The following is a 21,697-nucleotide window of genomic DNA, read 5'->3' on the forward strand; positions in this document are numbered from 1 at the left end:
TGGGTAAGTAAGCGGTCAAGCGACCAGTTGTAGAGCGGTGTCCAGGGCACGTTGCTTGATCTGCGCACCCTGGCCGAACCAGGCCGAGTCCATGCGGTATTCGTTGCTACGTGCACGGCGCTCATGATCCACGAACTCGGTCACGGAGTTGAGGAGGCCCCAGGCGGTGCCGCGTGCCGAGTCGAGCTGACTACCACGACCACGGCCTTCGTACAGTTCCTGGACCTTGCGGAGCGCACGCTCGTTGGGCAGCGCCTCAGGTAGTTGGCCGTTCGGATTGGTCTCGCACAGCACGCTCATGAAGAAACCCAGCGCCTCATGCCACTGCACCTTGCGCTCGGCTAGTGCACGCATACGGTACATAAAGTCGTCCCATTGCGAGACGGCGATGCCGAGCTGTTTCTTCACCACCGTTGAGTCAAAGCGGGTGTTGTGTGGCACCTTAATTGCGCGGCTGGCGCCGTCCACGGCAATGCTCAGGGTGTTGTTGCATACCACGCGCACCGTGGTCGGGGTTGCTGTGGTCGCCAAGGTGCCGTCGCAGGACGTGGCCAGCAGCAAGTAGCCGTTCACCTGGTCGTTACCCTTGATCGCAGCACCCTGGCCGGTACGCGCCAGCGCCCAGAACTTGCGGCCCCCTTTGAGTACGCCCGCCGTTTCCAGCTCATAGCCAGAGACCTCGGTGAGATCCCGGTAGAACTCCAGCACCTCGCGCGGCTGCACTGTGTGGTAACGGTTGGAGACCACCGATAGCGGTGCCTTGGTGTCCGAGCGGAAAAGCACTTTTTGCTCAGGGAACGAGTGGATAGTGCCCAGGTGGCCAATAGCGTCCGATTTAAAATGCACGGGGCTTTCCTGGATCTGCCAGTCCATACCGGCTTCGTGTTGCCAGACTTCGATAGGTTGTTTTTGCGTGAGCTGATTGCCCAGGCCGTGCCAGGGAGTCGCGCCAGCGTAGGCTATTGTTTCGACGAGATGAGCCATGGTTGAGATTCCTTAGGGTGCAAGCCGGCATAAAGCGCCGCGCCCAGCGCAGCAGCGTCCGGACGATATGAATAGAAAAGGTTGGTGCGGCCCGATCAGGCCGGCAGGTTGAAGCGATGGCCGCAGAGCAAGCAGAGGTTGTGGGCCAGGACGTGTCGGTCAAGCGTATCGCCGAGCTGAGCGCCGAGCGCACAACCACCAACCCCGCCGGCCAGCCCACCGAGGATGGCTCCCGATACCGAGCCAAGGGTGATCCCGACAGGACCGGCGAGAGCGCCAATAAGCGCACCTGCTTGGCCACCGGCCAGCGCAGCGCTGGCGCCACGCGCAGCACCACCCACGGTGCCGATGGCCGCGCCGATTTTCATGGCGTGATGGAATGAAGCGACTTTGGGTGAGTGACAGCGAGGGCAGTGCAATGACATGGGTCGAACCTTCTTGGTGGTGATGTCATTGCAGTTATGTAGGGCTGAGATTTTTTCGAATTGAATCAGCACGCTTTGGGACGAGTGATTAGGTTACTACGGCAGAATACGCCCGATTCTGCCTGCGGTCGCTTTGGATCGGGCCCACATCAACCAAGCTCGGAAAAGGTGCCTTTCACGTCGTCTCGCAAAATCCGAAGCAGTTAGCCGCCGAAGTTAGCTAAAAATATCAATGTAGGCCGTTTGCGTTATATTGAGTTTTAAGAGGGTGTCTGCCACACCAAAAAGAGACAAGGAAATGTCGTGACGCAATCAATCCAGACAATGTCGGCAAGCAGTTTCGCGACTGCGTTAGCGTTGAGGCCTAATCTTGTAGCATGGTTCCTCGGAGCCGGAGCGTCAGCAGCTTCGGGAATTCCCACGGGCTACGCCATGATCCGTGACTTCAAGGCGCAAATATTCTGTCGTGAGAACAACCTCTCCAAACGGGAAATCGACACCGGGGATCAGGTTTGGATTGACCGGATCGACGATTTCTTTCGAAGGACATCAATCTTGCCGCCCGGCGGTGATCCGACTGAGTACGCCGCTGCGTTCGAGGCCGTCTACCCGCAGCCCCGGCACCGCCGGCAATATATCGACGACGCCATTTCCAAAGGCACACAATGTTTCGGGCACAGGGTGCTCGGAAGCTTACTTGCTGCGAGGAAGGTGGACTGCGTGTTCACCACGAACTTCGATCCGCTGATTGAAGAGTCTGCTTCATCCGCTAATGCCCTCCTACCGACGACTGAGCAGGCCCGGCCGATAGTTGCGGCCATCGACTCGAGTGAGCGCGCAATGCAGAGCTTCAACGAGTCAGACTGGCCCCTGGTAGCGAAGCTACATGGCGATTATCAATCCACTGCCATCAAGAACACCGGTTTGGAGTTGGAGAATCAAGACGAGCATATGAGGCATGTGCTGGTCGAGGCCAGCAAGCGCTTCGGCATGGTGTTTGTCGGCTACAGTGGTCGGGATGCCTCTGTCATGGAGGCGCTGAATTCTGTCCTGCGGGAGGCGGTGCCCTTTCCGAATGGTCTGTATTGGGTAACGTCTTCGACTTCTCGGCTTCTGCCCGAAGTTACCCAGTTCCTTGAACACGCTCGCCTTGCTGGCGTCGATGTTGCGGTGGTCGAGTGTAAGACGTTCGACGAACTGGCTGCTGATGTGATCAAGCATATCGACCTGCCTCCTGTGCTGATGGATCACGTAATGCAAGGGCGAGCCGTCCCTCGTTTTGCGCCGGTTCAATTGCCGAATGCTGAGGCACGGCAGTTTCCTGTACTCAGGTACTCTGCAATCTTGATCGAATCATTGCCGCTAGTAGCACGCCGGATGACCCTTGCGAACTCCACAACTTCTCCGGCTGTCAGGGCGCTGCTTAAAGAAAAAAGATGCAGGGCGGTAGTGGCGGCGAACGGCCGCGAGCTGGCGGTGTTCGGGAGGGATGAGGAGTTAGTGGCTGCGCTCGCCCCTCTTGGTGCGCAGATTGCGGGGACGGTGGCACTGGATGCGATCAAGGACAGCTGGGCGCTTGGATTACTATACGATGCGCTGATCAAGGCTCTCTCACGTCATCGCCCCCTTATTCCCAGATTCAAGCGATCTGGTCATTCGCTGGTCGTCGCCGCTCCTCAACAAAGCGAGGGCCAGGATAAAATTAGTCTGCGGACCCAGAAGCTTTCCCGGTTGCGTGCTGCGTATGAGAGTGCCCTGACAGGAAGTGTTCCAAACCTGGGCTTCCCCTTCTATGAAGGCGTCCTCCTGAAGCTTGAGCATGTTGAGGCGCGCTGGTGGTGCGGCTTTGAACCGTACACGTTTGTAGACACTCCCAGGTTGGAGCTCTCTGAGCAGACTATGCGAGTCGATCCGGGGAGTGGTGAGCGAAACTCACTGATAATGCCGTTTGGACGCCAAGGGGGAGATCCTGCTGGTGACTGGCGTAGGGAGCGCTGGGCCCCAAAGTACAACAAGCAGTGGGCAGCAATAATTGACGCATGGGCGACTATGCTCGCCTCAACTCAGAATGGCACGGTGAGTGCTTTCGGTTTGGACGGAAGCGCAGGCATCGACGCGGTATTCAGTATCTCGCAGGTCACCGGTTGGAGCCGGCCTGGCCACCATCATCCGTACTTCGAGAGGACCAAGTGATGGCCAGTCCTGCGCATGCATCGAGGCTTCCGCCGTTCACTTTGCTGGACGAACCGCTACTTTCCTTTTCTCCCTCAGATGCTGCGCAGATAGACGTGCATCCGTTGAGAGGACTTGTCAACTTCGGGCCGTATTCCAAGGACTCATTTGGCGGATACACCCCACAGGTGCGGATCGCTACTGTTGGCCCTGAGAGTGCGTTCAGGCGTCGCGGAGAATTGATGGCGTCTCTAAGAGCGTCGTACCGCCCCACTGATCGCTCAGAATACGTGCCTCCGTACCCTGGCTTCGAAGCTCTATTCCGGGTGAGACTGGAATCCGCACCTGGCAGTGCGCACATCAAGTGGCCGGACTCCTTGAACCACCTCCCCGGCGATGGCGAACCTCAAGATCGGCTGTTCCAGGCGATGGACGCAGCTTTCCGGCGCCTTGACACGTTACGAAACGAATTCGATGTCGTCCTGGTGCACTTACCGGATTCTTGGGCTCCAGCGACACGCACCAAGTTCTTCGATGCGCACGATGTACTTAAGGCGCTTGGGGCAAAGTACAACATCCCGACCCAGGTACTGAATGACCGGGTGTTCACGTTCAATTACAAAGCATCGCTCGCTTGGCGTCTTGCAATTGCTCTGTATGTGAAAGCGGCAGGTACACCCTGGAAGTTGGCCCCGCTAAAGGGTGTGCCAGTTGACACGGCCTACATCGGCCTCGCCTATGCATTACGCGGAGACCAACGCAACGCTCACTACGTGACGTGTTGCTCGCAGGTGTTCGACATGGATGGCGGCGGAATGCAGTTCGTCGCCTTCGAGGCACGCGACCCGGTTGTAGACGTAGCTGAGGCCCGTCGCAATCCTTTCCTGAGTCGAGACGACATGCGCGCAGTGCTTGCTCGAAGCCTTGCGCTTTATCAAGGTCGAAACGGCGGAAACTTGCCCAAGCGGCTGGTCATCCATAAAACCACCGCGTTCAAGCCAGAGGAAATCGACGGTGCATTCGACGCATTGTCGGGCGTGCCCGAAATTGAATGCATCGAGGTCGGTGCGGCATTGTGCTGGAGAGGTGTCTGGCTAATTGAGTCTGGTCGAGCGAAGCCGCTAACCAAACCGTCGGGCTACCCGGTCCCGCGGGGGACGATGGTTGTTCGATCAGGTAACTCGGCCCTCGTTTGGGTAGCGGGCAATGCGCCAGAGGTGTCCAACAAAGGCGATTACTACCAAGGAAAGAAGAGTATTCCCAAACCGCTCCAGCTCATTCGGCACGCGGGGAGTGGCTCACTCGAGCTTATAGCCCATGAAGCCCTAGCTTTGACCAAGATGGACTGGAACAACGATGCGCTTTACGACCCTGTGCCCGTGAGTATCCGGTACTCACAGCGATTGGCTCGGACCATAGCCAACGTCCCTGACCTGCCGGGCAATGTGTATCCCTACCGCCTATTCATGTAGCGGAGCTGTTTTCTCTCATGACTGAACCCAATGTACAGATACCGTCAGAGTCTGACCGTGCTGAGCTACTTGAGCTTGTGGAGCAGGCAAAAAGACTTGCGACTCGATACCGGCGGCTGACTGGGAAACCGCTAGGTATCACCGGTGAAATTGCCGAGTGTGAGGCTGCTGCGATACTTGGTTTAGACCTGCATGCGGCGCGTACAGCCGGCTACGACGCCACAGAAATAAGGGATGGGGTTCCTGTCCTGGTGCAGATCAAGGGGCGGGTGATTCCCAATGCGAAGAGAATCACTGGCCGAGTAGGCTCCATTGACCTAAGGCAGCCGTTCGACGTCGTTCAGTTGGTTCTGCTGGATTCCGACTTAAACGCATTTGCAATCTATGAGGCCGAACGGCCTGCTGTTGAAGAGTTGCTGAATAGGCCTGGCTCAAAAGCACGGAACGAGAGAGGGTCAGTCGGAATCTCACAGTTCAAGGCGATCGCACGATTGCGCTGGTCGCGCTCATAGCCACATTGCGGCCTTGGCGATTGTTCCCAGCGAGCCTCATCACTCGATAGTCTTGCACCAGCACTAGGCGCACCATCATCTCGAACTCTGGATGACTGCCCATGTACTTTCGGCTTGGAGCAGCCTCTTGATTAGCGTATTGAAACGACTTTTCTGTCCCGATTTTCTTTGATGGCGGACATCGACAGATTGCCGGTAGCGGCCTCCTGAATGTGGTCGCTCCACCATGCCATCATCGGTCGCCTGCGTTCGATATAGTCTGCCCGGTTGTAGGCGCTGCGAACCTCATCTTTGTCGACGTGGGCAAGCGCCACCTCAATCAGCTCAGGATCCCAGCCGTGTTCGTTGAGGATCGTGCTGGCCATTGAGCGCATGCCATGGCTGACCAAGCGGCCTTCGAAGCCCATTCTCTTCAGCGCCATGTTGGCGGTTTGGCTGTTGCAGTGGGTTCTAGGATTCCGGTCTGCAGGGAACACGTACTCTCTGTGCCCGCTGTAGGGTTTAATCGCACCCAAAAGCGCCAGTGCTTGATCCGTGAGCGGCACGATGTGTATACGTCGTTTCTTCATGCGCTCAGCTGGGATCGTCCAGATACGTTTTTCGAAGTCGATGTCGGCCCAGCAGGCAGTCGCCGCCTCTGCCGGCCGGGTCATGGTGTGAAGCTGCCATTCGATAAGGCAGCGCGTAGTTCTTTTTATGCTGGCATTGGCAATTGCCACCATGAGTTCTTTCAGCTCATCGGGGGGCAGTGCCGCCATGTTTTTCTTTTTTGGCTTCTTAAAGACGGAGCGTATCCCGCTGAGTGGATTTGCGTGAATCAGTCCAGAATTGACTCCGTAAGTCATGATCTCGTTTAGCCGCTGAGTAAGCCGTTTGACGGTCTCAAGGCTTCCCTTGGTTTCAAGCGGCCGGAGCAAGTTGATGACTTGCGGCGCACTAATGGTGGAGATCGGTGTGCTACCCAGGTCCGGGAAAATGTGCAGTGTTAAGGAGCGCCAGATGTCCTCAGCATACGCTTGGGTTACTGAGTCCTTCTTGAGCTCGAACCACGCTGAGGAGATGTTCTCGAACGTGTGTTCCGTGGCTGCTTTTTTCGCGTTTCGTTCAGCGTCGCGTTTCTCTTTAGGGTCCAGTCCCAGGGCGACTAGCTCTCTAGCTTCAACCGTGCGTTTTCTTGCCAGGGCCAGACTCACCTCAGGAAAGGTCCCTAGCCCCATGTTGACCCGTTTCTTCGTCACGGGATGGATGTAATTAAAATTCCACAGCCTTGAGCCATTGCTTCTCACTCGCATTTGCAAGCCATTGCCATCGGTGAGAATGTAGTCCTTCTCTTTTGGCTTTGCGGCTTTCACTTTCACGTCTGAGAGGTGCGTGGCTTGGGAACCCATGGTGTATTCCAGCGCTGGTTGTGTATTCCAAAAAATAGCAGGTGAAGGCTTGGAATACCACGTGGAATACACGAAAACGTAGATGGTCTCGGACGTCTTCGGACGCTAATGTACGCTAAGTCATTGATTTTTGAACGTTTCAGGCACAAAAAAAGACGCCCTTGGACGTCTTTAGATGTAAAAATGGTGGAGCCGGGGGGATTTGAACCCCCGTCCGCCAGTACTCCGCTGTCGGTACTACATGCTTAGCCGTGTCTATTGAGTTAATCCGCAGCCGCCCGACTGGCAGGGTGCATTGGACGAGCTGTGTAAGTTTTAGTCGCTTTGCCCACAGCGTGCTACACGACGATCCTGTTCTGCGTGACGATCACTTTGGGTTTACAGGCATCCCCTGATGATCGCTGGCACCGAAGTAGCCAGAAGAGCGGCTCAGCTACCGTTAGGCAGCGAGAGCTTGGCCCTCGTAGGTTTCGTCATTGGCAACTATAGAAAGTTGCAACAGTGGATTTACGACTTCTGTTACCAAGTCGGCATGCACCTAAAGTTTCGCAACCGGCGTCGAATCCTAATCGGCCCCAGTCCCTGCGGTTAGGCAGGGGAGACGTAGTCTACGTCATTTTGCGGCGTCAGGCCAACCCTATGGTTGGCTTGGCGGTCAGCCTTTGCTTTTCTGAGCATCCATCAGGATGTTCATGGCATCGGTGGAGTGCGAGATGCAGGCTTTTTCGTCCTTGGCAGCGTGGGCGGCCATGGCTGCTTTGTAGGCGTCGTCGTATTGGCTCTTGGCAGGGTCGCCCAGTTGCATGGAAGTGGTCTTGGCGTCGTTCAGCTTCTGCATGTTGACGGCGCACAGGTCTTCAGCTGCGAACACAGGGGATGCTACCAGGGCGGAGGCTACGATCAGGCCGGACAGATAGGTACGCTTCATAAGAATCTCCTTACTCAAGGTGGACTCGGCGCTCCTCGGTAGGATCGGCGTCCGCAGTCAGAAATAGCCCGATTGCTTGCGGGCCTGATGAATGGACTTCGCGCCAATGCAGGGGTTCTACGCAAAACGTGTGCGGATGTAAAAAAATTCATAAGGCACCAAAAGGGGGCATGTTAGCCCCCAGGTTTGGTGTGATAGACGTAGATCGGCTGCCGATCAGTGCACCAGCATGCCGGTGAACCAGTACGCTTGAGCCAGGGTGATCAAGCCGATGATGGTGGCGAACAACAGGCTGTGCTTGAGCGTGAAGCGCAGCAGGTCGGACTCACGTCCTACCAGCCCGGTGGCGGCGCAGGCGACGGCGATGGACTGCGGCGAGATCATCTTGCCAGTCACGCCGCCGCTGGAGTTGGCGGCCACCATCAGCACGTCACTCACGCCCAACTGGTGCGCGGTGGTGGCTTGCAGTGAGCCGAACAGGGCGTTGGACGAGGTGTCCGAGCCGGTGAGGAATACACCGAGCCAGCCCAGGAACGGCGAGAAGAACGGGAACGCGGAGCCGGTACCGGCCAGGACCAGCGCCATGGTGGAGGACATGCCCGAGAAGTTGGTGACGAAGGCGAAGGCCAGCACCATGCCGATGGACAGGATCGGCCAGCGCAGTTCGAACAAGGTTTCGCCGAATGTCTTGAACGCGGTCTTGATGTCGATGCGCAGCACCATCATCGAGATGATCGCGGCAAACAGAATCGCCGTGCCGGTGGCCGAGATCGGGTCGAACTTGAACACGGCGGGCATCGGTGTGGCGGTGGCGACGATGGGCGCGGTCTTGAGCACCATTTGGTCCAGGTGCGGGATGGCGAAGTTGAAGACGAAGTTGTACATGGCGCCGCCTGGGGCGAACATCGCCTTGAACGGCTTCAGGGTCCAGATGGTGACGAGTACGGTCAGGATCAGGAACGGCGACCACGCCTTGAGAATCTGACCCAGGCTGTAGGGCGTTGGCGTCGAGCCACCGACGGCGCTGGCTTTGCCTGTTGGCCCGCCGCCAATCACGGCTGCGCCACCGCTGACGGCAACCGTTTCACTGCTGGCGGCGCGCTTGGGTTGCCACACTTTGAGGAACAGGGTCAGGCAGACGATGCTGGCCAGGGCCGAGGTGATGTCGGGCAATTCCGGGCCGATGAAGTTGGAGGTCAGGTACTGCACAATGGCGAAGCTCAGGCCTGCGACCAGCGCCGCTGGCCAGGTTTCCCGAACGCCGCGCAGGCCGTCCATGATGAACACCAGCCAGAACGGTACGATCAGCGACAGCAACGGCAGTTGTCGGCCGGTCATGGCGCCGATCTTGAACGGGTCGATGCCGGTCACCTGACCCGCCACGATGATCGGGATGCCCAGGGCACCGAAGGCCACCGGCGCGGTGTTGGCGATCAGGCACAGGCCTGCGGCGTAGAGCGGGTTGAAGCCCAGGCCCACCAACAGGGCAGCGGTAATCGCCACCGGCGCGCCGAAGCCTGCCGCACCTTCCAGAAACGCGCCGAAGCAAAAGCCGATCAGCAACACCTGCAGGCGTTGGTCGTCGGTGATGGACAGCACCGAGCTGCGGATGATTTCGAACTGGCCGCTCTTCACCGTGAGTTTGTAGAGGAACACGGCGGCAACGATGATCCAGGCAATCGGCCACAGGCCGTACATGAACCCGTAACCCGCGGCGGCCAGCGCCATGTCGGCGGGCATGCCGTAGGCGAAGATGGCCAGGATAATGGACAGCGCCAGCGTGATACTGCCGGCGATGTACCCCTTCATGCGGAACACGGCCAACGCCAGGAAGAAGAACACGATGGGAATGACGGCAACCAGGGCGGACAGCCCGAGGCTGCCGAGCGGGTTGTAGATCTGCTGCCAGGTTTGCATAAGCTGAGGCCCCTTGTTTTTTTTGGAAGGCTTGGCGCTGTCGTGCGGCTGTTTGATTGCAGAAATTGGTAATACCAATTTACAATAGATCCAAGTCAGGTTAGGGCGCAGCCGTGGGGCTGTCAATTTCCTTGTCTATGACTTTGGTCGAGTGCGGCCGAAGCAATCGTGTGTTGGAGCCACCCATGGGTATTGATCAAGTCCGCCAGCGGCGTTTGTCCGATGGCATTGTCGAGCGTCTGGAAGCCATGATCCTGGAGGGCACGCTGCGTGCAGGCGAGCGTTTGCCGGCCGAGCGGGCGCTCGCCGAGCAATTCGGCGTGTCGCGCCCCTCGCTGCGCGAAGCCATCCAGAAGCTGGTCGCCAAGGGCATGCTGGTCAGTCGTCAAGGCGGCGGCAACTATGTTTGCCACAAGCTGGGCTCGACCTTCAGCGATCCATTGCTGGCGCTGCTGGAAAGCAATCCGGAGAGCCAGCGCGATCTGCTGGAATTTCGTCACACGCTGGAAGCGTCATGTGCGTTCTATGCGGCGCAGCGCGCCACTGAGATCGATCGTGAGCAGCTGAAGCTGGCCATGGATGTTCTGGAAGACTGTTACCGGCGGGTCGACAGCGTGACGCGGGAGGAGGAGGGCGTGGCCGATGCCAACTTCCATCTGGCCATCGCCGAAGCCAGTCACAACGCAGTGTTGCTGCACACCGTGCGCGGGCTGTTCGACATGCTCAAGCGCAATATGGTGGTGAACATCGGGGGGATGCATCGGCACAGTGTCGAAACCCGCGACAAGCTCATCGCGCAGCATCGGCGGCTGTTTCAAGCAATCGTCGAGGGGCAGGCAGAACAGGCGCGGGAGTTGGCCAGTCTGCACATCACCTACGTGCAGGGCGTGCTCGACGAGGCGCGGCAGACGGTGCAGCGAACCGCTCGCGCGCAGCGGCGCAACGGCTTGTGAAAGCAAGCCGGAAAAAGCGGTGAAACCGGCGCTGCAAAGGCGGGGAGATTAGTCTTCCTTGCCCTTGTTGCGCACGGCACGCTGCAACTCGCGGTTGGAATCGCGCTCGCGTTCGGTGTCGCGCTTGTCGTATTCCTTCTTGCCCTTGCCCAGAGCGATTTCGCACTTGATCAAGTGCTTGCTCCAGTAGATCGACAAGGCCACGCAGGCATAGCCCTTCTGCTGAACCTGGGCGAACAGCTTTTCCAACTCGCGGCGGTTGAGCAACAGTTTGCGGGTGCGCGTCGGGTCGGCGATCACGTGGGTGCTGGCCGTGGTCAGGGGGGTGAAGTGGCTACCCATCAGCCAGGCTTCGCCATCCTTGAGCAGCACGTAGCTGTCCACCAGTTGCGCCTTGCCGGCACGCAGGCTTTTTACTTCCCAACCGGCCAGGACCAAGCCAGCCTCGAAACGGTGTTCGATGAAGTAATCGTGTCGCGCTTTCTTGTTCTGCGCGATGGTCCCTGTAGGGTGTTTCTTTAATTTGGCCATAGGGCGCGCATTATAGGCAGTCGTTGCGCTCTCGGCTACGGTATTGCGGTGTGCTTGAGCGGTTGCAATGAATACCGGACAATACGTGATCTTTTTGGATAGCCTGCGCTCTGCCGCTGTCGACAAAGAAGCCCCATGATTTCGTTGGCATGCCCCCTGTCTGCTGGCATGCCTACCTTATTTTCAAGGCGCCGTTGGCGTCGTCCGGCCGGCGCGTGATGCTCGCGTCCGCCGCCCAGCTTTGGAAGTGACGCTCGCATGACTACCCATATTCAACGCTCGGCTTTGCTGCCATATCCTGCTCAGGCCTTGTACGACCTGGTCAACGATGTGTCGCGCTATCCCGAGTTCCTGCCCTGGTGTTCGGCCACCACCATCCTCGAAGAAACCGACACCTTGATGCGCGCCAACCTGGACATTGCCAAGGGTGGGTTGAGTCAGCACTTCGTGACCCGCAATACCCTGGAGCCTGGTCGCTCCATCGAAATGAACCTAGAAGAAGGCCCGTTCAATCAATTGCACGGTATGTGGGTATTCAAGCCATTGGGCGAGAAGGCCTGCAAGATCAGCCTCGATCTGTCCTTCGACTACGCCGGCCCCATCGTTCGTGCCACCTTGGGTCCGCTGTTCAACCAGGCTGCCAATACCTTGGTCGATGCCTTTTGCCAGCGCGCCAAGCAGTTGCATGGCTGACCGGTCGATCGAGATTGAAGTGGTCTATGCCGCTGTCGGTGACCAGGCATTGATCTCGCTTCAGGTACCCATAGGTACCACGGTGGCCCAGGCCATCGAAATATCGGGCATCGCCGCACGCTTTCCTGACGTGGATTTCTCCCAATGCCCGGTAGGCATCTTCGCAAAGCTTGTGGATTCTCCTGCCGAGTACGCGCTGCAGGCAGGTGATCGCATCGAGCTCTATCGACCTTTGTTGGCGGACCCGAAAGAAGTGCGGCGATTGCGCGCAGCCAAGGCGGCGCAAGCGCGCAAGGCACGCTGAGACCTGTTTTCTTCGCCCATAAAAAAGCCCGGCATCACCGGGCTTTTTTCGTATCGCCTGCTTACTGCGGCGAAACGTCCAGCGGCTGGGGCGTTGGGACGGGAACCGTCTTCACGCCGTCCACATCGCGCTGGATGTCTTCGAGCATCGACCCGGGCTTGGGTGGCTCTTCGGCTTTCTGTGGCTCGCCCTGCTGAGGCACGACGTTGGTGTCGGTATCGCTGCCCAGAATCGCCTGATCCTTGCTGACGCCGGGCATGAAGTCGCCGGACAGGCCAACCAGCTGGTCGTTGCCGTTGAACAGGACACTCATGCGTTCCTGCTGACGTTCACCGCCGCCTGGCTGCAGGCTGTACAGATAATCCCAGCGATTGGCGTGGAACGTGTCGACCAGCAGAGGGTTGCCCATGATAAACCTTACTTGCCGACGGGTCATTCCGGGCCTTAACTGGTCTATCATGTCCTGCGTGACGACATTGCCCTGCTGGATGTCGATTTTGTAAACCCCGGGGAATGAACAACCGGCGAGTGCGAGCAGTCCCACGAAGGTGAGGCTGGTTAGCAAGTGCTTGGTGTTTTGCATCGGTGGGCGACTTCCACTATCTTGGCTGGGACAACGTAAACCCCGATCATACCCGTATTAAGAGATGCTGCGAAGCCGCATCGTTGAGAAAGCTGACCATGGTTGATAATAGCGAACTGCGTAAAGCCGGCCTCAAGGTGACCCTTCCACGGGTCAAGATTCTGCAAATGCTGGAATCGGCACAGCAACGCCACATGAGCGCCGAAGAGGTCTACAAGGCGCTGATGGAGGCTGGCGAGGATGTGGGTCTGGCCACGGTTTACCGTGTTCTGACTCAATTCGAAGCGGCCGGTCTGGTAGCACGTCATAACTTCGACGGCGGCCATGCCGTGTTCGAATTGGCAGACGGCGAGCATCACGACCACATGGTCGATGTGGAGTCGGGTGAAGTGATCGAGTTCACCGATCACGAGATTGAACGGCTCCAGAAGGAGCGTGCGATCCAGAACGGCTACGAGTTGGTCGATCACAACCTGGTGCTGTACGTGCGCCGGCCCAAGTAATCTCGGGCTTGATGCAGAAAGGCGACCCTAGGGTCGCCTTTTTTGTATGCGGTGTGTCAGTGAGGGCCTCTTCGCGGGCAGAGCCCGCTCCCACATGGAGCAGGGTTGCATTGCAGCATTGTGGGAGCGGGCTCTGCCCGCGAAGAGGCCGGACCTGCCATCATCACCCCTTGGCGGTCACCACCATCTTCTTGGCATGGGCCAACGATTCCTTGGTCAAATCGATCCCGCCCAGCATCCGCGCCACTTCTTCCACGCGCTCGCCCTTGCCCAGGTTCGACACCGCAGTACGCGTCTCATCGCTGCCACGCACCTTGTGCACGAACAGATGATGATGCCCTTGAGCCGCCACCTGCGGCAGGTGGGTCACGGTCAGTACCTGGCCACGTTCACCCAGGCGACGAAGCAACTGGCCGACGATTTCTGCGGTAGGCCCGCCGATGCCCACGTCCACTTCGTCGAACACCAGCGTGGGGACCCGCGAGGTCTGCGCCGTGATCACCTGGATCGCCAGACTGATCCGCGACAGCTCACCACCCGAAGCCACCTTGGCCAGGGGCTTCATGGGCTGGCCCGGGTTGGCGCTGACCAGTAGCTCGACCTGCTCCAGACCATTTGGGTGTAAATCCTCATGAGCGTTGGCGCGTAGCTCGATAGTAAAGCGCCCGCCAGGCATGCCTAGGCGCTGAATCTCCACTTCCACCGCAGCGGCCAGTTGCGCTGCCGCATGGGTGCGCAGGCCGGTCAGCTCGCGCGCTTTTTCCTGATAGTGACGGGCATAGGCCGCCAGTTCCTCACCCAGTTGCTCGATCGACTCGTCGCTGGCATTCAAGCCTTCCAGCTCTTCGAGCAAGCGGTGTTGCAATGCCACCACCTCGGTTGGGTGTACGCGGTGTTTGCGCGCCAGGGTATAGATAGTGTCGAGGCGCTCCTCGATATGCTGCAAACGCGCCGGGTCTGCCTCGAAGTGATCGAGAAAGCGATTGAGTTCGCCAACCGCTTCTTCCACCTGGATCTGCGCCGTGGCCAGCATCGAGGCGGCTTCGCCCAGTGCGTTCGGTGCATTGCTGACGCCGCCCAGGCGATTCAGACTGGCGGTCAGCGCGCTGAGCACGTTGCCCGAATCGTTTTCGCTGCAGTGGTCGATGACCTGGCGGCAGATGCCGAACAGCGCTTCAGCGTTGGTCAGGTTCTTGTGTTCCTGTTCCAGCTGCTCCAGCTCGTTTTCACCCAGGCCGAGATTCTCCAGCTCTTCCAGCTGATAGCTGAGCAGTTGGTGGCGTGCGCGCTGCTCGTCGCCGGAATCCGACAGGCGTTCGAGTTCCTGGCGAGTCTGCCGCCATTTCTGCGCGGCTAGTTGCACTTGGCGAGCCAGGTCGCTGGCGCCGGCATATTCGTCGAGCAGGCGGCGATGGGTGTCGGTCTTGAGCAGCGACTGGTGCTCGTGCTGGCTGTGGATATCGATCAGCAGCTCACCCAGAGATTTGAGGTCGCCCAGCGGGCAGGGGGTCCCATTGATGTAGCCGCGCGAACCGCCCTTGGCGGTGATCACCCGGCGCAGAATGCAGGGGCCGTCGGTTTCCAGGTCGCGCTCGGCCAGCCAGCCGCTGGCCTCGGGGATGTCGACCAGGTCGAACGTGGCCAGAATGTCGGCCTTGTCGGCGCCTGGGCGAACCACGCCGCTGTCGGCACGGTCGCCCAAGGCAAGGCCCAGCGCATCGAGCATGATCGATTTGCCGGCGCCGGTTTCGCCCGTGATCACGCTCATCCCGCGCTCGAGTTCGAGGTCGAGATGTTCGACGATGGCATAGTTGTGTACGGACAGGTGCACCAGCATAAGACCGCCCCCAGGCATGAATGTCTGGTTATTTATACAGTGTTTCATGCAGGGCTGACAATATTCGTCCTTAGCTCGTTTTCGCCTGATCCCGGGATTTTTTATTGCTGACTCGCAAAGCTCGCGTGTCGCCACTTGTCGTCAGCCCTTGAAGCGCGGATTTGCGACCCCATATACCGGTCAGAAGCGCGAGTCGACCTCGCGGACGTAATCGAGAGGAGAGAACCAATGGCTGACGAACAGAACCTGGACGATCAGAATCTAGACGCTAATCAGGCTGCCGACGCCGGTGCCGAAGACCTCGCCGCGCGCGTGCAATTGCTCGAAGAGCAGCTCGCCGCCGCCCAGGACCAGTCCCTGCGCGTAGCCGCCGACCTGCAGAATGTTCGCCGCCGCGCCGACCAGGACGTGGAAAAGGCGCACAAGTTTGCCCTCGAGAAGTTCGCCGGCGACCTGCTGCCTGTGCTCGACAGCCTGGAGCGCGGCATCGAACTGTCCAGCCCCGATGACGAAAGCATCCGTCCGATGCGCGAAGGCATGGAACTGACCCTGAAGATGTTCCAGGACACGCTCAAGCGTTACAACCTCGAAGCCATCGATCCGCACGGTCAGCCGTTCAACGCCGAGCATCATCAGGCCATGGCCATGCAGGAAAGCGCGGACGTCGAGCCCAACAGTGTCTTGAAAGTTTTCCAGAAGGGCTATCAGCTCAATGGACGCCTGCTGCGCCCGGCCATGGTCGTGGTCAGCAAGGCCGCCGCGCCGGTTTCGCCTTCGATCGACGAGCAGGCTTGAAATCGGCCAAGTGGCCCCCATCTTAGTGTCAAGCGTTTAAGTGCTACCGCAGACAGCCACCACTGTCGCGGCAACCAAATCCAAAATTTTCGGGCCTTAGTGCCAGGAGAAGAAACATGGGCAAAATTATCGGTATCGACCTGGGGACCACCAACTCCTGCGTCTCCATTCTGGAAAACGGCAAGGCCAAGGTCATCGAGAACGCCGAAGGCGCTCGCACCACACCCTCGATCATCGCGTATGCCAACGACGGCGAAATTCTCGTCGGTCAGTCGGCCAAGCGTCAGGCGGTCACCAACCCGCACAACACCCTGTACGCGGTGAAGCGTCTGATCGGTCGTCGTTTCTCCGAAGACGTCGTGCAGAAAGACATCCAGATGGTGCCTTACAAGATTGTCGAAGCCGACAACAAGGACGCCTGGGTTGAAGTCAACGGCAACAAAATGGCTCCGCCACAGATCTCGGCTGAAATCTTGAAAAAGATGAAGAAGACCGCCGAAGACTACCTGGGCGAAGCGGTGACCGAAGCGGTCATCACCGTGCCGGCCTACTTCAACGACAGCCAGCGTCAGGCCACCAAAGACGCCGGTCGTATCGCCGGTCTGGACGTCAAGCGCATCATCAACGAGCCGACTGCTGCGGCACTGGCTTACGGCATGGACAAGGCCAAGGGCGACCACACTGTCATCGTTTATGACCTGGGTGGCGGTACCTTCGACGTGTCCGTGATCGAAATCGCCGAAGTCGATGGCGAGCACCAGTTCGAAGTGTTGGCCACCAACGGCGACACCTTCCTGGGTGGTGAGGACTTCGACATCCGCTTGATCGACTACCTCGTCGACGAGTTCAAGAAAGAAAGCGGCATGAACCTCAAGGGTGATCCGCTGGCCATGCAGCGCCTGAAGGAAGCTGCGGAAAAAGCCAAGATCGAACTGTCCTCGAGCCAGTCGACCGACGTCAACCTGCCGTACATCACTGCAGACGCGACCGGTCCCAAGCACTTGAACGTGAAGATCTCCCGCGCCAAGCTGGAATCGCTGGTCGAAGACCTGGTTCAACGCACCATCGAACCTTGCCGCACCGCCATGAAAGACGCCGGTATCGACGTTGGCGCGATCAACGACGTGATCCTGGTCGGTGGTCAGACCCGTATGCCGCTGGTACAGAAGCTGGTGACCGATTTCTTCGGTAAGGAAGCTCGCAAGGACGTCAACCCTGACGAAGCCGTTGCCATGGGTGCTGCCATCCAGGGTGCCGTACTGGCCGGTGACGTGAAAGACGTGCTGCTGCTCGACGTCAGCCCGCTGACCCTGGGTATCGAAACCATGGGTGGCGTGATGACCGCGCTGATCGAGAAGAACACCACGATTCCTACCAAGAAATCGCAGGTATTCTCGACTGCCGACGACAACCAGGGCGCCGTGACCATCCACGTCCTGCAGGGCGAGCGCAAGCAAGCCGCGCAGAACAAGTCGCTGGGCAAGTTCGACCTGGCCGAGATTCCACCGGCTCCACGTGGCGTACCGCAGATCGAAGTGACCTTCGACATCGATGCCAACGGCATCCTGCACGTCGGCGCGAAGGACAAGGCCACCGGCAAGACTCAGTCGATCGTGATCAAGGCCAATTCAGGTCTGTCCGAAGACGAAATTCAGCAGATGGTTCGTGACGCTGAAGTCAACGCCGAGGAAGACCGCAAGTTCGAAGAGCTGGCCGCTGCCCGCAACCAGGGTGATGCACTGGTGCACTCGACTCGCAAGATGGTCGCTGACGCAGGTGACAAGGTCACCGCCGACGAGAAGACTGCCATCGAAGCGGCCGTCGTGGCGCTGGAAACTGCGGTCAAGGGCGACGACAAGGCAGCGATCGATGCCAAGGTCGAAGAACTGTCCAAGGTCTCCGCTCCAGTGGCGCAGAAGATGTACGCCGAACAGGCCGAGAAGCCTGAAGGTGCCGCTGCTCAGCCAGCGGAAGAAGCCGGCAAGCACGACGACGTCGTCGATGCCGAATTCGAAGAAGTCAAAGACAACAAGTAATTCTTGTTGGTCGGCCGGTTGACTGTGCTCGCACGGTGACTGGTAGGATGTCGCCGCGCGGGGGCTTGCTCCCGCGTTGGCGTGTCTGGAATACACGAATTTTAACAACATGCGACAGCGATCGGATGTTGGCGGCGCGGTCAGCGGCGCCCCTGCGTGCTGGCTCCCAAAAGAGTAAAAAGACTTATGGCAAAGCGTGACTATTACGAGGTTCTGGGGGTGGAGCGAGGCTCCAGCGAAGCGGATCTGAAGAAGGCCTATCGCCGCCTCGCGATGAAGCATCACCCGGATCGCAACCCCGACAGCAAGGAATCCGAGGAAGCCTTCAAGGAGGCCAACGAGGCCTACGAAGTGCTGTCCGACGCCAGCAAGCGCGCGGCATACGACCAGTATGGTCATGCTGGCGTCGACCCGAGCATGGGTGGCGGTGGTCAGGGCTTCGGCGGGCAGAATTTCTCCGACATCTTCGGTGATGTGTTCAGCGATTTCTTCGGTGGCGGCCGTGGCGGCAATGGCCGCGGTGGCGCCCAGCGTGGCAGCGACCTGCGCTACACCCTCGAGCTGAACCTGGAAGAAGCCGTGCGCGGCACCACGGTCAGTATCCGTGTGCCGACGCTGGTCAACTGCAAGCCCTGCGACGGCAGTGGCGCGAAGAAGGGCTCGGCGCCGATCACCTGCCCAACCTGTGGCGGTATCGGCCAGGTGCGCATGCAGCAGGGCTTCTTCTCTGTGCAGCAGACCTGCCCGCGCTGCCATGGCCAGGGCAAGATCATCTCCGACCCGTGCGATTCGTGCCACGGCGAAGGCCGTGTCGAAGAGTACAAGACCCTCTCGGTCAAGGTGCCTTCGGGCGTCGACACCGGCGACCGCATTCGCCTCTCCGGCGAAGGCGAGGCGGGCATGCAGGGCGGTCCGACCGGCGATCTGTACGTGGTCATCAACGTGCGCGAGCACGCGATCTTCCAGCGCGACGGCAAGCACCTGTACTGCGAAGTGCCGATCAGCTTCACCGATGCGGCCCTGGGCGGCGAGCTGGAAGTGCCGACCCTCGACGGTCGGGTCAAGCTGAAGATTCCGGAAGGCACCCAGACCGGCAAGCAGTTCCGTCTGCGTGGCAAGGGCGTTGCGCCCGTGCGTGGCGGTGGTGCTGGCGACCTGATGTGCCGAGTGGCGGTGGAAACCCCCGTCAACCTCAACCGCCGTCAGCGTGAGTTGTTGGAAGAATTCCGCACTTCTCTGGAAGGCGACGAATCCCATTCGCCGAAGGCCAATGGTTGGTTCGAGGGTGTGAAGCGTTTCTTCGGCGACCTGTAAGGCATAAGGATTCGAGCATGCGACGTATAGCTGTGATGGGCGCCGCCGGGCGCATGGGCAAGACGCTGATCGAAGCGGTCCAGCTGGCGCCCGGCGCCGGTCTGACTGCTGCGATTGATCGGCCGGACAGCACGCTGGTCGGCGCCGATGCCGGTGAGCTGGCGGCGCTGGGTCGTATCGGCGTGCCGTTGTCGGGTGACGTGGCGAAGGTGGGGGAGGAGTTCGATGTATTGATCGACTTCACCCACCCGACCGTGACCCTGAAGAATCTGGCGTTCTGCCGCAAGGCCGGCAAGGCCATGGTCATCGGCACGACTGGTTTCAGTCCCGAGGAGAAGGCGTTGCTGGCCGATGCGGGCAAGGACATTCCGATTGTCTTCGCTGCCAACTTCAGCGTCGGCGTCAACCTGTGCCTGAAGCTGCTCGACACCGCTGCACGGGTGTTGGGCGACGATGTCGATATCGAGATCATGGAAGCCCATCACCGGCACAAGGTCGATGCTCCGTCGGGCACGGCAGTGCGCATGGGTGAAGTGGTTGCCAATGCCTTGGGGCGTGATCTCAAGCAAGTGGCGGTCTACGGCCGTGAAGGCCAGACCGGCGCCCGCGAGCGTCAGACCATCGGTTTCGCCACCGTGCGGGCCGGTGACGTGGTGGGCGACCACACCGTGCTGTTCGCCGCTGACGGCGAGCGCGTCGAGATCACCCACAAGGCCTCCAGCCGCATGACGTTCGCCAAGGGTGCGGTACGCGCCGCCCTCTGGCTCGACGGCCGTGCCCCAGGCTTCTACGACATGCAGGATGTGCTCGACCTGCATTGACTTCATCGCCCTAGTCACGCTCCCAAGGGTAAACGCTACCCCTGTGGGAGCGGGCTCTGCCCGCGAAGAGGCCCGCCCTATCTCCACAAATCCCTGCCCCCTGTCGCATCACGCGAACTTCCCACCGCATTCGCGGTAGACCAAAACCCCTCTTTTCTGTAAGCTACAGCTTTAGTGTGTCCACTAAAAGCGCGCAGATAATTCGATGAAAAGAAGCGGGGTGACGTATCCATACGGCATTCCGCTTTTTTACAACCTGCGATCGCCCTTTCAGGCTTTATTTACGGGAGGTCTTCTTGACTAAGCCAGCCATACTCGCCCTTGCCGATGGCAGCATCTTTCGCGGCGAAGCCATTGGAGCCGACGGGCAAACCGTTGGTGAGGTGGTGTTCAACACCGCCATGACCGGCTATCAGGAAATCCTTACCGATCCTTCCTATGCCCAGCAAATCGTTACCCTGACCTACCCCCACATCGGCAACACCGGCACCACGCCCGAAGACGCCGAGTCCGATCGCGTCTGGTCCGCAGGCCTGGTGATCCGCGACCTGCCACTGGTTGCCAGCAACTGGCGCAACACGCTGTCCCTGGACGAATACCTGAAAGCCAACAATGTCGTCGCCATCGCCGGCATCGATACTCGCCGCCTGACCCGCATCCTGCGTGAGAAGGGCGCGCAGAACGGCTGCATCATGGCCGGTGACGACATCAGCGAAGAGGCCGCCATCGCCGCCGCTCGCGCCTTCCCTGGCCTCAAGGGCATGGACCTGGCCAAGGAAGTCAGCACCAAGGACACCTACCAGTGGCGCTCCAGTGTCTGGGACCTCAAGTCCGACAGCCACCCCGACGTGCCCAACAGTGAATTGCCGTATCACGTGGTTGCCTATGACTACGGCGTCAAGGTCAACATCCTGCGCATGCTCGTCGAGCGCGGCTGCCACCTGACCGTGGTGCCGGCGCAAACCCCGGCCGCCGACGTGCTCGCGCTCAACCCCGATGGCGTGTTCCTGTCCAACGGCCCTGGCGATCCAGAGCCCTGCGACTACGCTATCCAGGCGATCAAGGAAGTGCTGCAGACCGAGATCCCGGTCTTCGGTATCTGCCTGGGTCACCAGCTGCTGGCCCTGGCCGCCGGCGCCAAGACCGTCAAGATGGGTCACGGCCACCACGGCGCCAACCACCCGGTCCAGGACGTCGACAGCGGTGTGGTGATGATCACCAGCCAGAACCATGGTTTCGCGGTAGACGAAGCGACGCTGCCGGGCAATGTGCGTGCGATCCACAAATCGCTGTTCGATGGCACCCTGCAGGGCATCGAGCTGACCGACAAGGCCGCCTTCAGCTTCCAGGGTCACCCTGAAGCCAGCCCCGGCCCCAACGACGTCTCGCCACTGTTCGACCGCTTCATCGAATCGATGGCCAAACGCCGCTGATTCCTGTCGGACCCGTGTGTAACGCGCGCCCCGGCCGGCCCCGTCGAAGACGGACAGGCCGCCAGGGCGCCGCCCAATAAAGTCCAGGCGGGCAGC

The 21,697-nt window shown here is 59.5% G+C and carries 20 protein-coding genes and 1 other RNA gene; 12 read left to right on the top strand and 9 right to left on the bottom strand.

Going from position 1 to position 21,697, the window contains the following annotated elements; genetic code table 11:
* Positions 1 to 15: 15 nt before the first annotated feature.
* Positions 16 to 984, bottom strand: a complete 969-nt coding sequence (locus tag AC788_RS00260) for a DUF932 domain-containing protein (RefSeq protein WP_049858647.1) — start codon at positions 982 to 984, stop codon at positions 16 to 18.
* A 95-nt stretch (positions 985 to 1,079) separates the two neighbouring features.
* A complete protein-coding gene (locus AC788_RS21900) occupies positions 1,080 to 1,352 on the bottom strand; it encodes a hypothetical protein (protein ID WP_236690440.1) in 273 nt (90 codons plus the stop codon).
* A 489-nt stretch (positions 1,353 to 1,841) separates the two neighbouring features.
* Between AC788_RS21900 and AC788_RS00270 the strand changes: the two genes are divergently transcribed.
* The 3 genes from AC788_RS00270 to AC788_RS00280 all read left to right on the top strand — a co-directional run bounded on the left by AC788_RS00270 (position 1,842) and on the right by AC788_RS00280 (position 5,565).
* A complete protein-coding gene (locus tag AC788_RS00270) occupies positions 1,842 to 3,602 on the top strand; it encodes an SIR2 family protein (RefSeq protein WP_049858702.1) in 1,761 nt (586 codons plus the stop codon).
* 356 nt (positions 3,603 to 3,958) lie between these two features.
* Complete coding sequence (locus tag AC788_RS00275; RefSeq protein ID WP_236690439.1) at positions 3,959 to 5,053, top strand: argonaute/piwi family protein; 1,095 nt, start codon at positions 3,959 to 3,961, stop codon at positions 5,051 to 5,053.
* A gap of 17 nt (positions 5,054 to 5,070) precedes the next feature.
* Positions 5,071 to 5,565: a DUF6998 domain-containing protein gene (locus tag AC788_RS00280; RefSeq protein WP_049858650.1), complete on the top strand. Its 495-nt coding sequence runs from the start codon at positions 5,071 to 5,073 to the stop codon at positions 5,563 to 5,565.
* A gap of 131 nt (positions 5,566 to 5,696) precedes the next feature.
* On the opposite strand, the gene AC788_RS00285 is transcribed toward AC788_RS00280, so the two are convergent.
* The 4 genes from AC788_RS00285 to AC788_RS00300 all read right to left on the bottom strand — a co-directional run bounded on the left by AC788_RS00285 (position 5,697) and on the right by AC788_RS00300 (position 9,798).
* Positions 5,697 to 6,953, bottom strand: a complete 1,257-nt coding sequence (locus AC788_RS00285) for an integrase domain-containing protein (RefSeq protein WP_049858651.1) — start codon at positions 6,951 to 6,953, stop codon at positions 5,697 to 5,699.
* A gap of 184 nt (positions 6,954 to 7,137) precedes the next feature.
* Positions 7,138 to 7,530, bottom strand: a transfer-messenger RNA (tmRNA) gene (gene ssrA, locus AC788_RS21100).
* A gap of 78 nt (positions 7,531 to 7,608) precedes the next feature.
* Positions 7,609 to 7,881, bottom strand: a complete 273-nt coding sequence (locus AC788_RS00295) for a hypothetical protein (protein WP_043190822.1) — start codon at positions 7,879 to 7,881, stop codon at positions 7,609 to 7,611.
* A gap of 216 nt (positions 7,882 to 8,097) precedes the next feature.
* Positions 8,098 to 9,798, bottom strand: coding sequence for a lactate permease LctP family transporter (locus AC788_RS00300; RefSeq protein ID WP_049858652.1), 1,701 nt, complete (start codon positions 9,796 to 9,798; stop codon positions 8,098 to 8,100).
* A gap of 185 nt (positions 9,799 to 9,983) precedes the next feature.
* Here AC788_RS00300 and AC788_RS00305 point away from each other — a divergent pair, with 185 nt between their 5' ends.
* Positions 9,984 to 10,751: a GntR family transcriptional regulator gene (locus tag AC788_RS00305; RefSeq protein ID WP_049858653.1), complete on the top strand. Its 768-nt coding sequence runs from the start codon at positions 9,984 to 9,986 to the stop codon at positions 10,749 to 10,751.
* 48 nt (positions 10,752 to 10,799) lie between these two features.
* On the opposite strand, the gene smpB is transcribed toward AC788_RS00305, so the two are convergent.
* Entirely contained in the window at positions 10,800 to 11,282 is a 483-nt protein-coding gene (gene smpB / locus AC788_RS00310; RefSeq protein ID WP_043190812.1) for an SsrA-binding protein SmpB, read from the bottom strand.
* Between the two features lie 258 nt (positions 11,283 to 11,540).
* Between smpB and AC788_RS00315 the strand changes: the two genes are divergently transcribed.
* The gene (locus AC788_RS00315) at positions 11,541 to 11,975 is read left to right on the top strand and encodes a type II toxin-antitoxin system RatA family toxin (RefSeq protein WP_043190809.1); all 435 of its coding nucleotides are present in this window, start codon (positions 11,541 to 11,543) and stop codon (positions 11,973 to 11,975) included.
* Positions 11,968 to 12,279 (top strand): RnfH family protein, encoded by a 312-nt coding sequence (locus AC788_RS00320; protein WP_049858654.1) that lies wholly within the window; start codon positions 11,968 to 11,970, stop codon positions 12,277 to 12,279. The genes AC788_RS00315 and AC788_RS00320 overlap by 8 nt, the downstream gene beginning before the upstream one ends.
* A 61-nt stretch (positions 12,280 to 12,340) precedes the next feature.
* On the opposite strand, the gene AC788_RS00325 is transcribed toward AC788_RS00320, so the two are convergent.
* Positions 12,341 to 12,862 (bottom strand): outer membrane protein assembly factor BamE, encoded by a 522-nt coding sequence (locus AC788_RS00325; protein ID WP_049858655.1) that lies wholly within the window; start codon positions 12,860 to 12,862, stop codon positions 12,341 to 12,343.
* Positions 12,863 to 12,960: 98 nt separating this feature from the next.
* Here AC788_RS00325 and fur point away from each other — a divergent pair, with 98 nt between their 5' ends.
* A complete protein-coding gene (fur, locus tag AC788_RS00330; RefSeq protein WP_049858656.1) occupies positions 12,961 to 13,365 on the top strand; it encodes a ferric iron uptake transcriptional regulator in 405 nt (134 codons plus the stop codon).
* A 163-nt stretch (positions 13,366 to 13,528) separates the two neighbouring features.
* On the opposite strand, the gene recN is transcribed toward fur, so the two are convergent.
* A complete protein-coding gene (gene recN, locus AC788_RS00335; RefSeq protein ID WP_049858657.1) occupies positions 13,529 to 15,202 on the bottom strand; it encodes a DNA repair protein RecN in 1,674 nt (557 codons plus the stop codon).
* A 228-nt stretch (positions 15,203 to 15,430) separates the two neighbouring features.
* On the opposite strand from recN, the gene grpE reads away from it, so the two are divergent.
* The 5 genes from grpE (at position 15,431) to carA (ending at position 21,601) form a co-directional block, all read left to right on the top strand.
* Entirely contained in the window at positions 15,431 to 15,997 is a 567-nt protein-coding gene (grpE, locus tag AC788_RS00340; RefSeq protein ID WP_049858658.1) for a nucleotide exchange factor GrpE, read from the top strand.
* A gap of 62 nt (positions 15,998 to 16,059) precedes the next feature.
* A complete protein-coding gene (gene dnaK, locus AC788_RS00345) occupies positions 16,060 to 18,033 on the top strand; it encodes a molecular chaperone DnaK (protein ID WP_269082545.1) in 1,974 nt (657 codons plus the stop codon).
* Between the two features lie 186 nt (positions 18,034 to 18,219).
* Complete coding sequence (gene dnaJ, locus AC788_RS00350) at positions 18,220 to 19,347, top strand: molecular chaperone DnaJ (protein ID WP_049858660.1); 1,128 nt, start codon at positions 18,220 to 18,222, stop codon at positions 19,345 to 19,347.
* Positions 19,348 to 19,364: 17 nt separating this feature from the next.
* Positions 19,365 to 20,168: a 4-hydroxy-tetrahydrodipicolinate reductase gene (gene dapB, locus AC788_RS00355; protein ID WP_049858661.1), complete on the top strand. Its 804-nt coding sequence runs from the start codon at positions 19,365 to 19,367 to the stop codon at positions 20,166 to 20,168.
* Between the two features lie 296 nt (positions 20,169 to 20,464).
* The gene (carA, locus tag AC788_RS00360) at positions 20,465 to 21,601 is read left to right on the top strand and encodes a glutamine-hydrolyzing carbamoyl-phosphate synthase small subunit (protein WP_049858662.1); all 1,137 of its coding nucleotides are present in this window, start codon (positions 20,465 to 20,467) and stop codon (positions 21,599 to 21,601) included.
* The last annotated feature ends 96 nt before the right edge of the window (positions 21,602 to 21,697 follow it).

Source organism: Pseudomonas sp. RIT-PI-a (assembly GCF_001187875.1).
GTDB lineage: Bacteria > Pseudomonadota > Gammaproteobacteria > Pseudomonadales > Pseudomonadaceae > Aquipseudomonas > Aquipseudomonas coleopterorum.

Coding starts and splice junctions, on each gene's coding strand:
- AC788_RS21900 (WP_236690440.1), bottom strand. CDS start 1,352: ATGAAAATCGGCGCGGCCATCGGCACCGTGGGTGGTGCTGCGCGTGGC.
- recN (WP_049858657.1), bottom strand. CDS start 15,202: ATGCTGGTGCACCTGTCCGTACACAACTATGCCATCGTCGAACATCTC.
- dapB (WP_049858661.1), top strand. CDS start 19,365: ATGCGACGTATAGCTGTGATGGGCGCCGCCGGGCGCATGGGCAAGACG.
- AC788_RS00260 (WP_049858647.1), bottom strand. CDS start 984: ATGGCTCATCTCGTCGAAACAATAGCCTACGCTGGCGCGACTCCCTGG.
- AC788_RS00315 (WP_043190809.1), top strand. CDS start 11,541: ATGACTACCCATATTCAACGCTCGGCTTTGCTGCCATATCCTGCTCAG.
- AC788_RS00305 (WP_049858653.1), top strand. CDS start 9,984: ATGGGTATTGATCAAGTCCGCCAGCGGCGTTTGTCCGATGGCATTGTC.
- AC788_RS00285 (WP_049858651.1), bottom strand. CDS start 6,953: ATGGGTTCCCAAGCCACGCACCTCTCAGACGTGAAAGTGAAAGCCGCA.
- AC788_RS00270 (WP_049858702.1), top strand. CDS start 1,842: ATGATCCGTGACTTCAAGGCGCAAATATTCTGTCGTGAGAACAACCTC.
- AC788_RS00325 (WP_049858655.1), bottom strand. CDS start 12,862: ATGCAAAACACCAAGCACTTGCTAACCAGCCTCACCTTCGTGGGACTG.
- AC788_RS00280 (WP_049858650.1), top strand. CDS start 5,071: ATGACTGAACCCAATGTACAGATACCGTCAGAGTCTGACCGTGCTGAG.
- smpB (WP_043190812.1), bottom strand. CDS start 11,282: ATGGCCAAATTAAAGAAACACCCTACAGGGACCATCGCGCAGAACAAG.
- fur (WP_049858656.1), top strand. CDS start 12,961: ATGGTTGATAATAGCGAACTGCGTAAAGCCGGCCTCAAGGTGACCCTT.
- dnaJ (WP_049858660.1), top strand. CDS start 18,220: ATGGCAAAGCGTGACTATTACGAGGTTCTGGGGGTGGAGCGAGGCTCC.
- AC788_RS00320 (WP_049858654.1), top strand. CDS start 11,968: ATGGCTGACCGGTCGATCGAGATTGAAGTGGTCTATGCCGCTGTCGGT.
- grpE (WP_049858658.1), top strand. CDS start 15,431: ATGGCTGACGAACAGAACCTGGACGATCAGAATCTAGACGCTAATCAG.
- AC788_RS00300 (WP_049858652.1), bottom strand. CDS start 9,798: ATGCAAACCTGGCAGCAGATCTACAACCCGCTCGGCAGCCTCGGGCTG.
- AC788_RS00295 (WP_043190822.1), bottom strand. CDS start 7,881: ATGAAGCGTACCTATCTGTCCGGCCTGATCGTAGCCTCCGCCCTGGTA.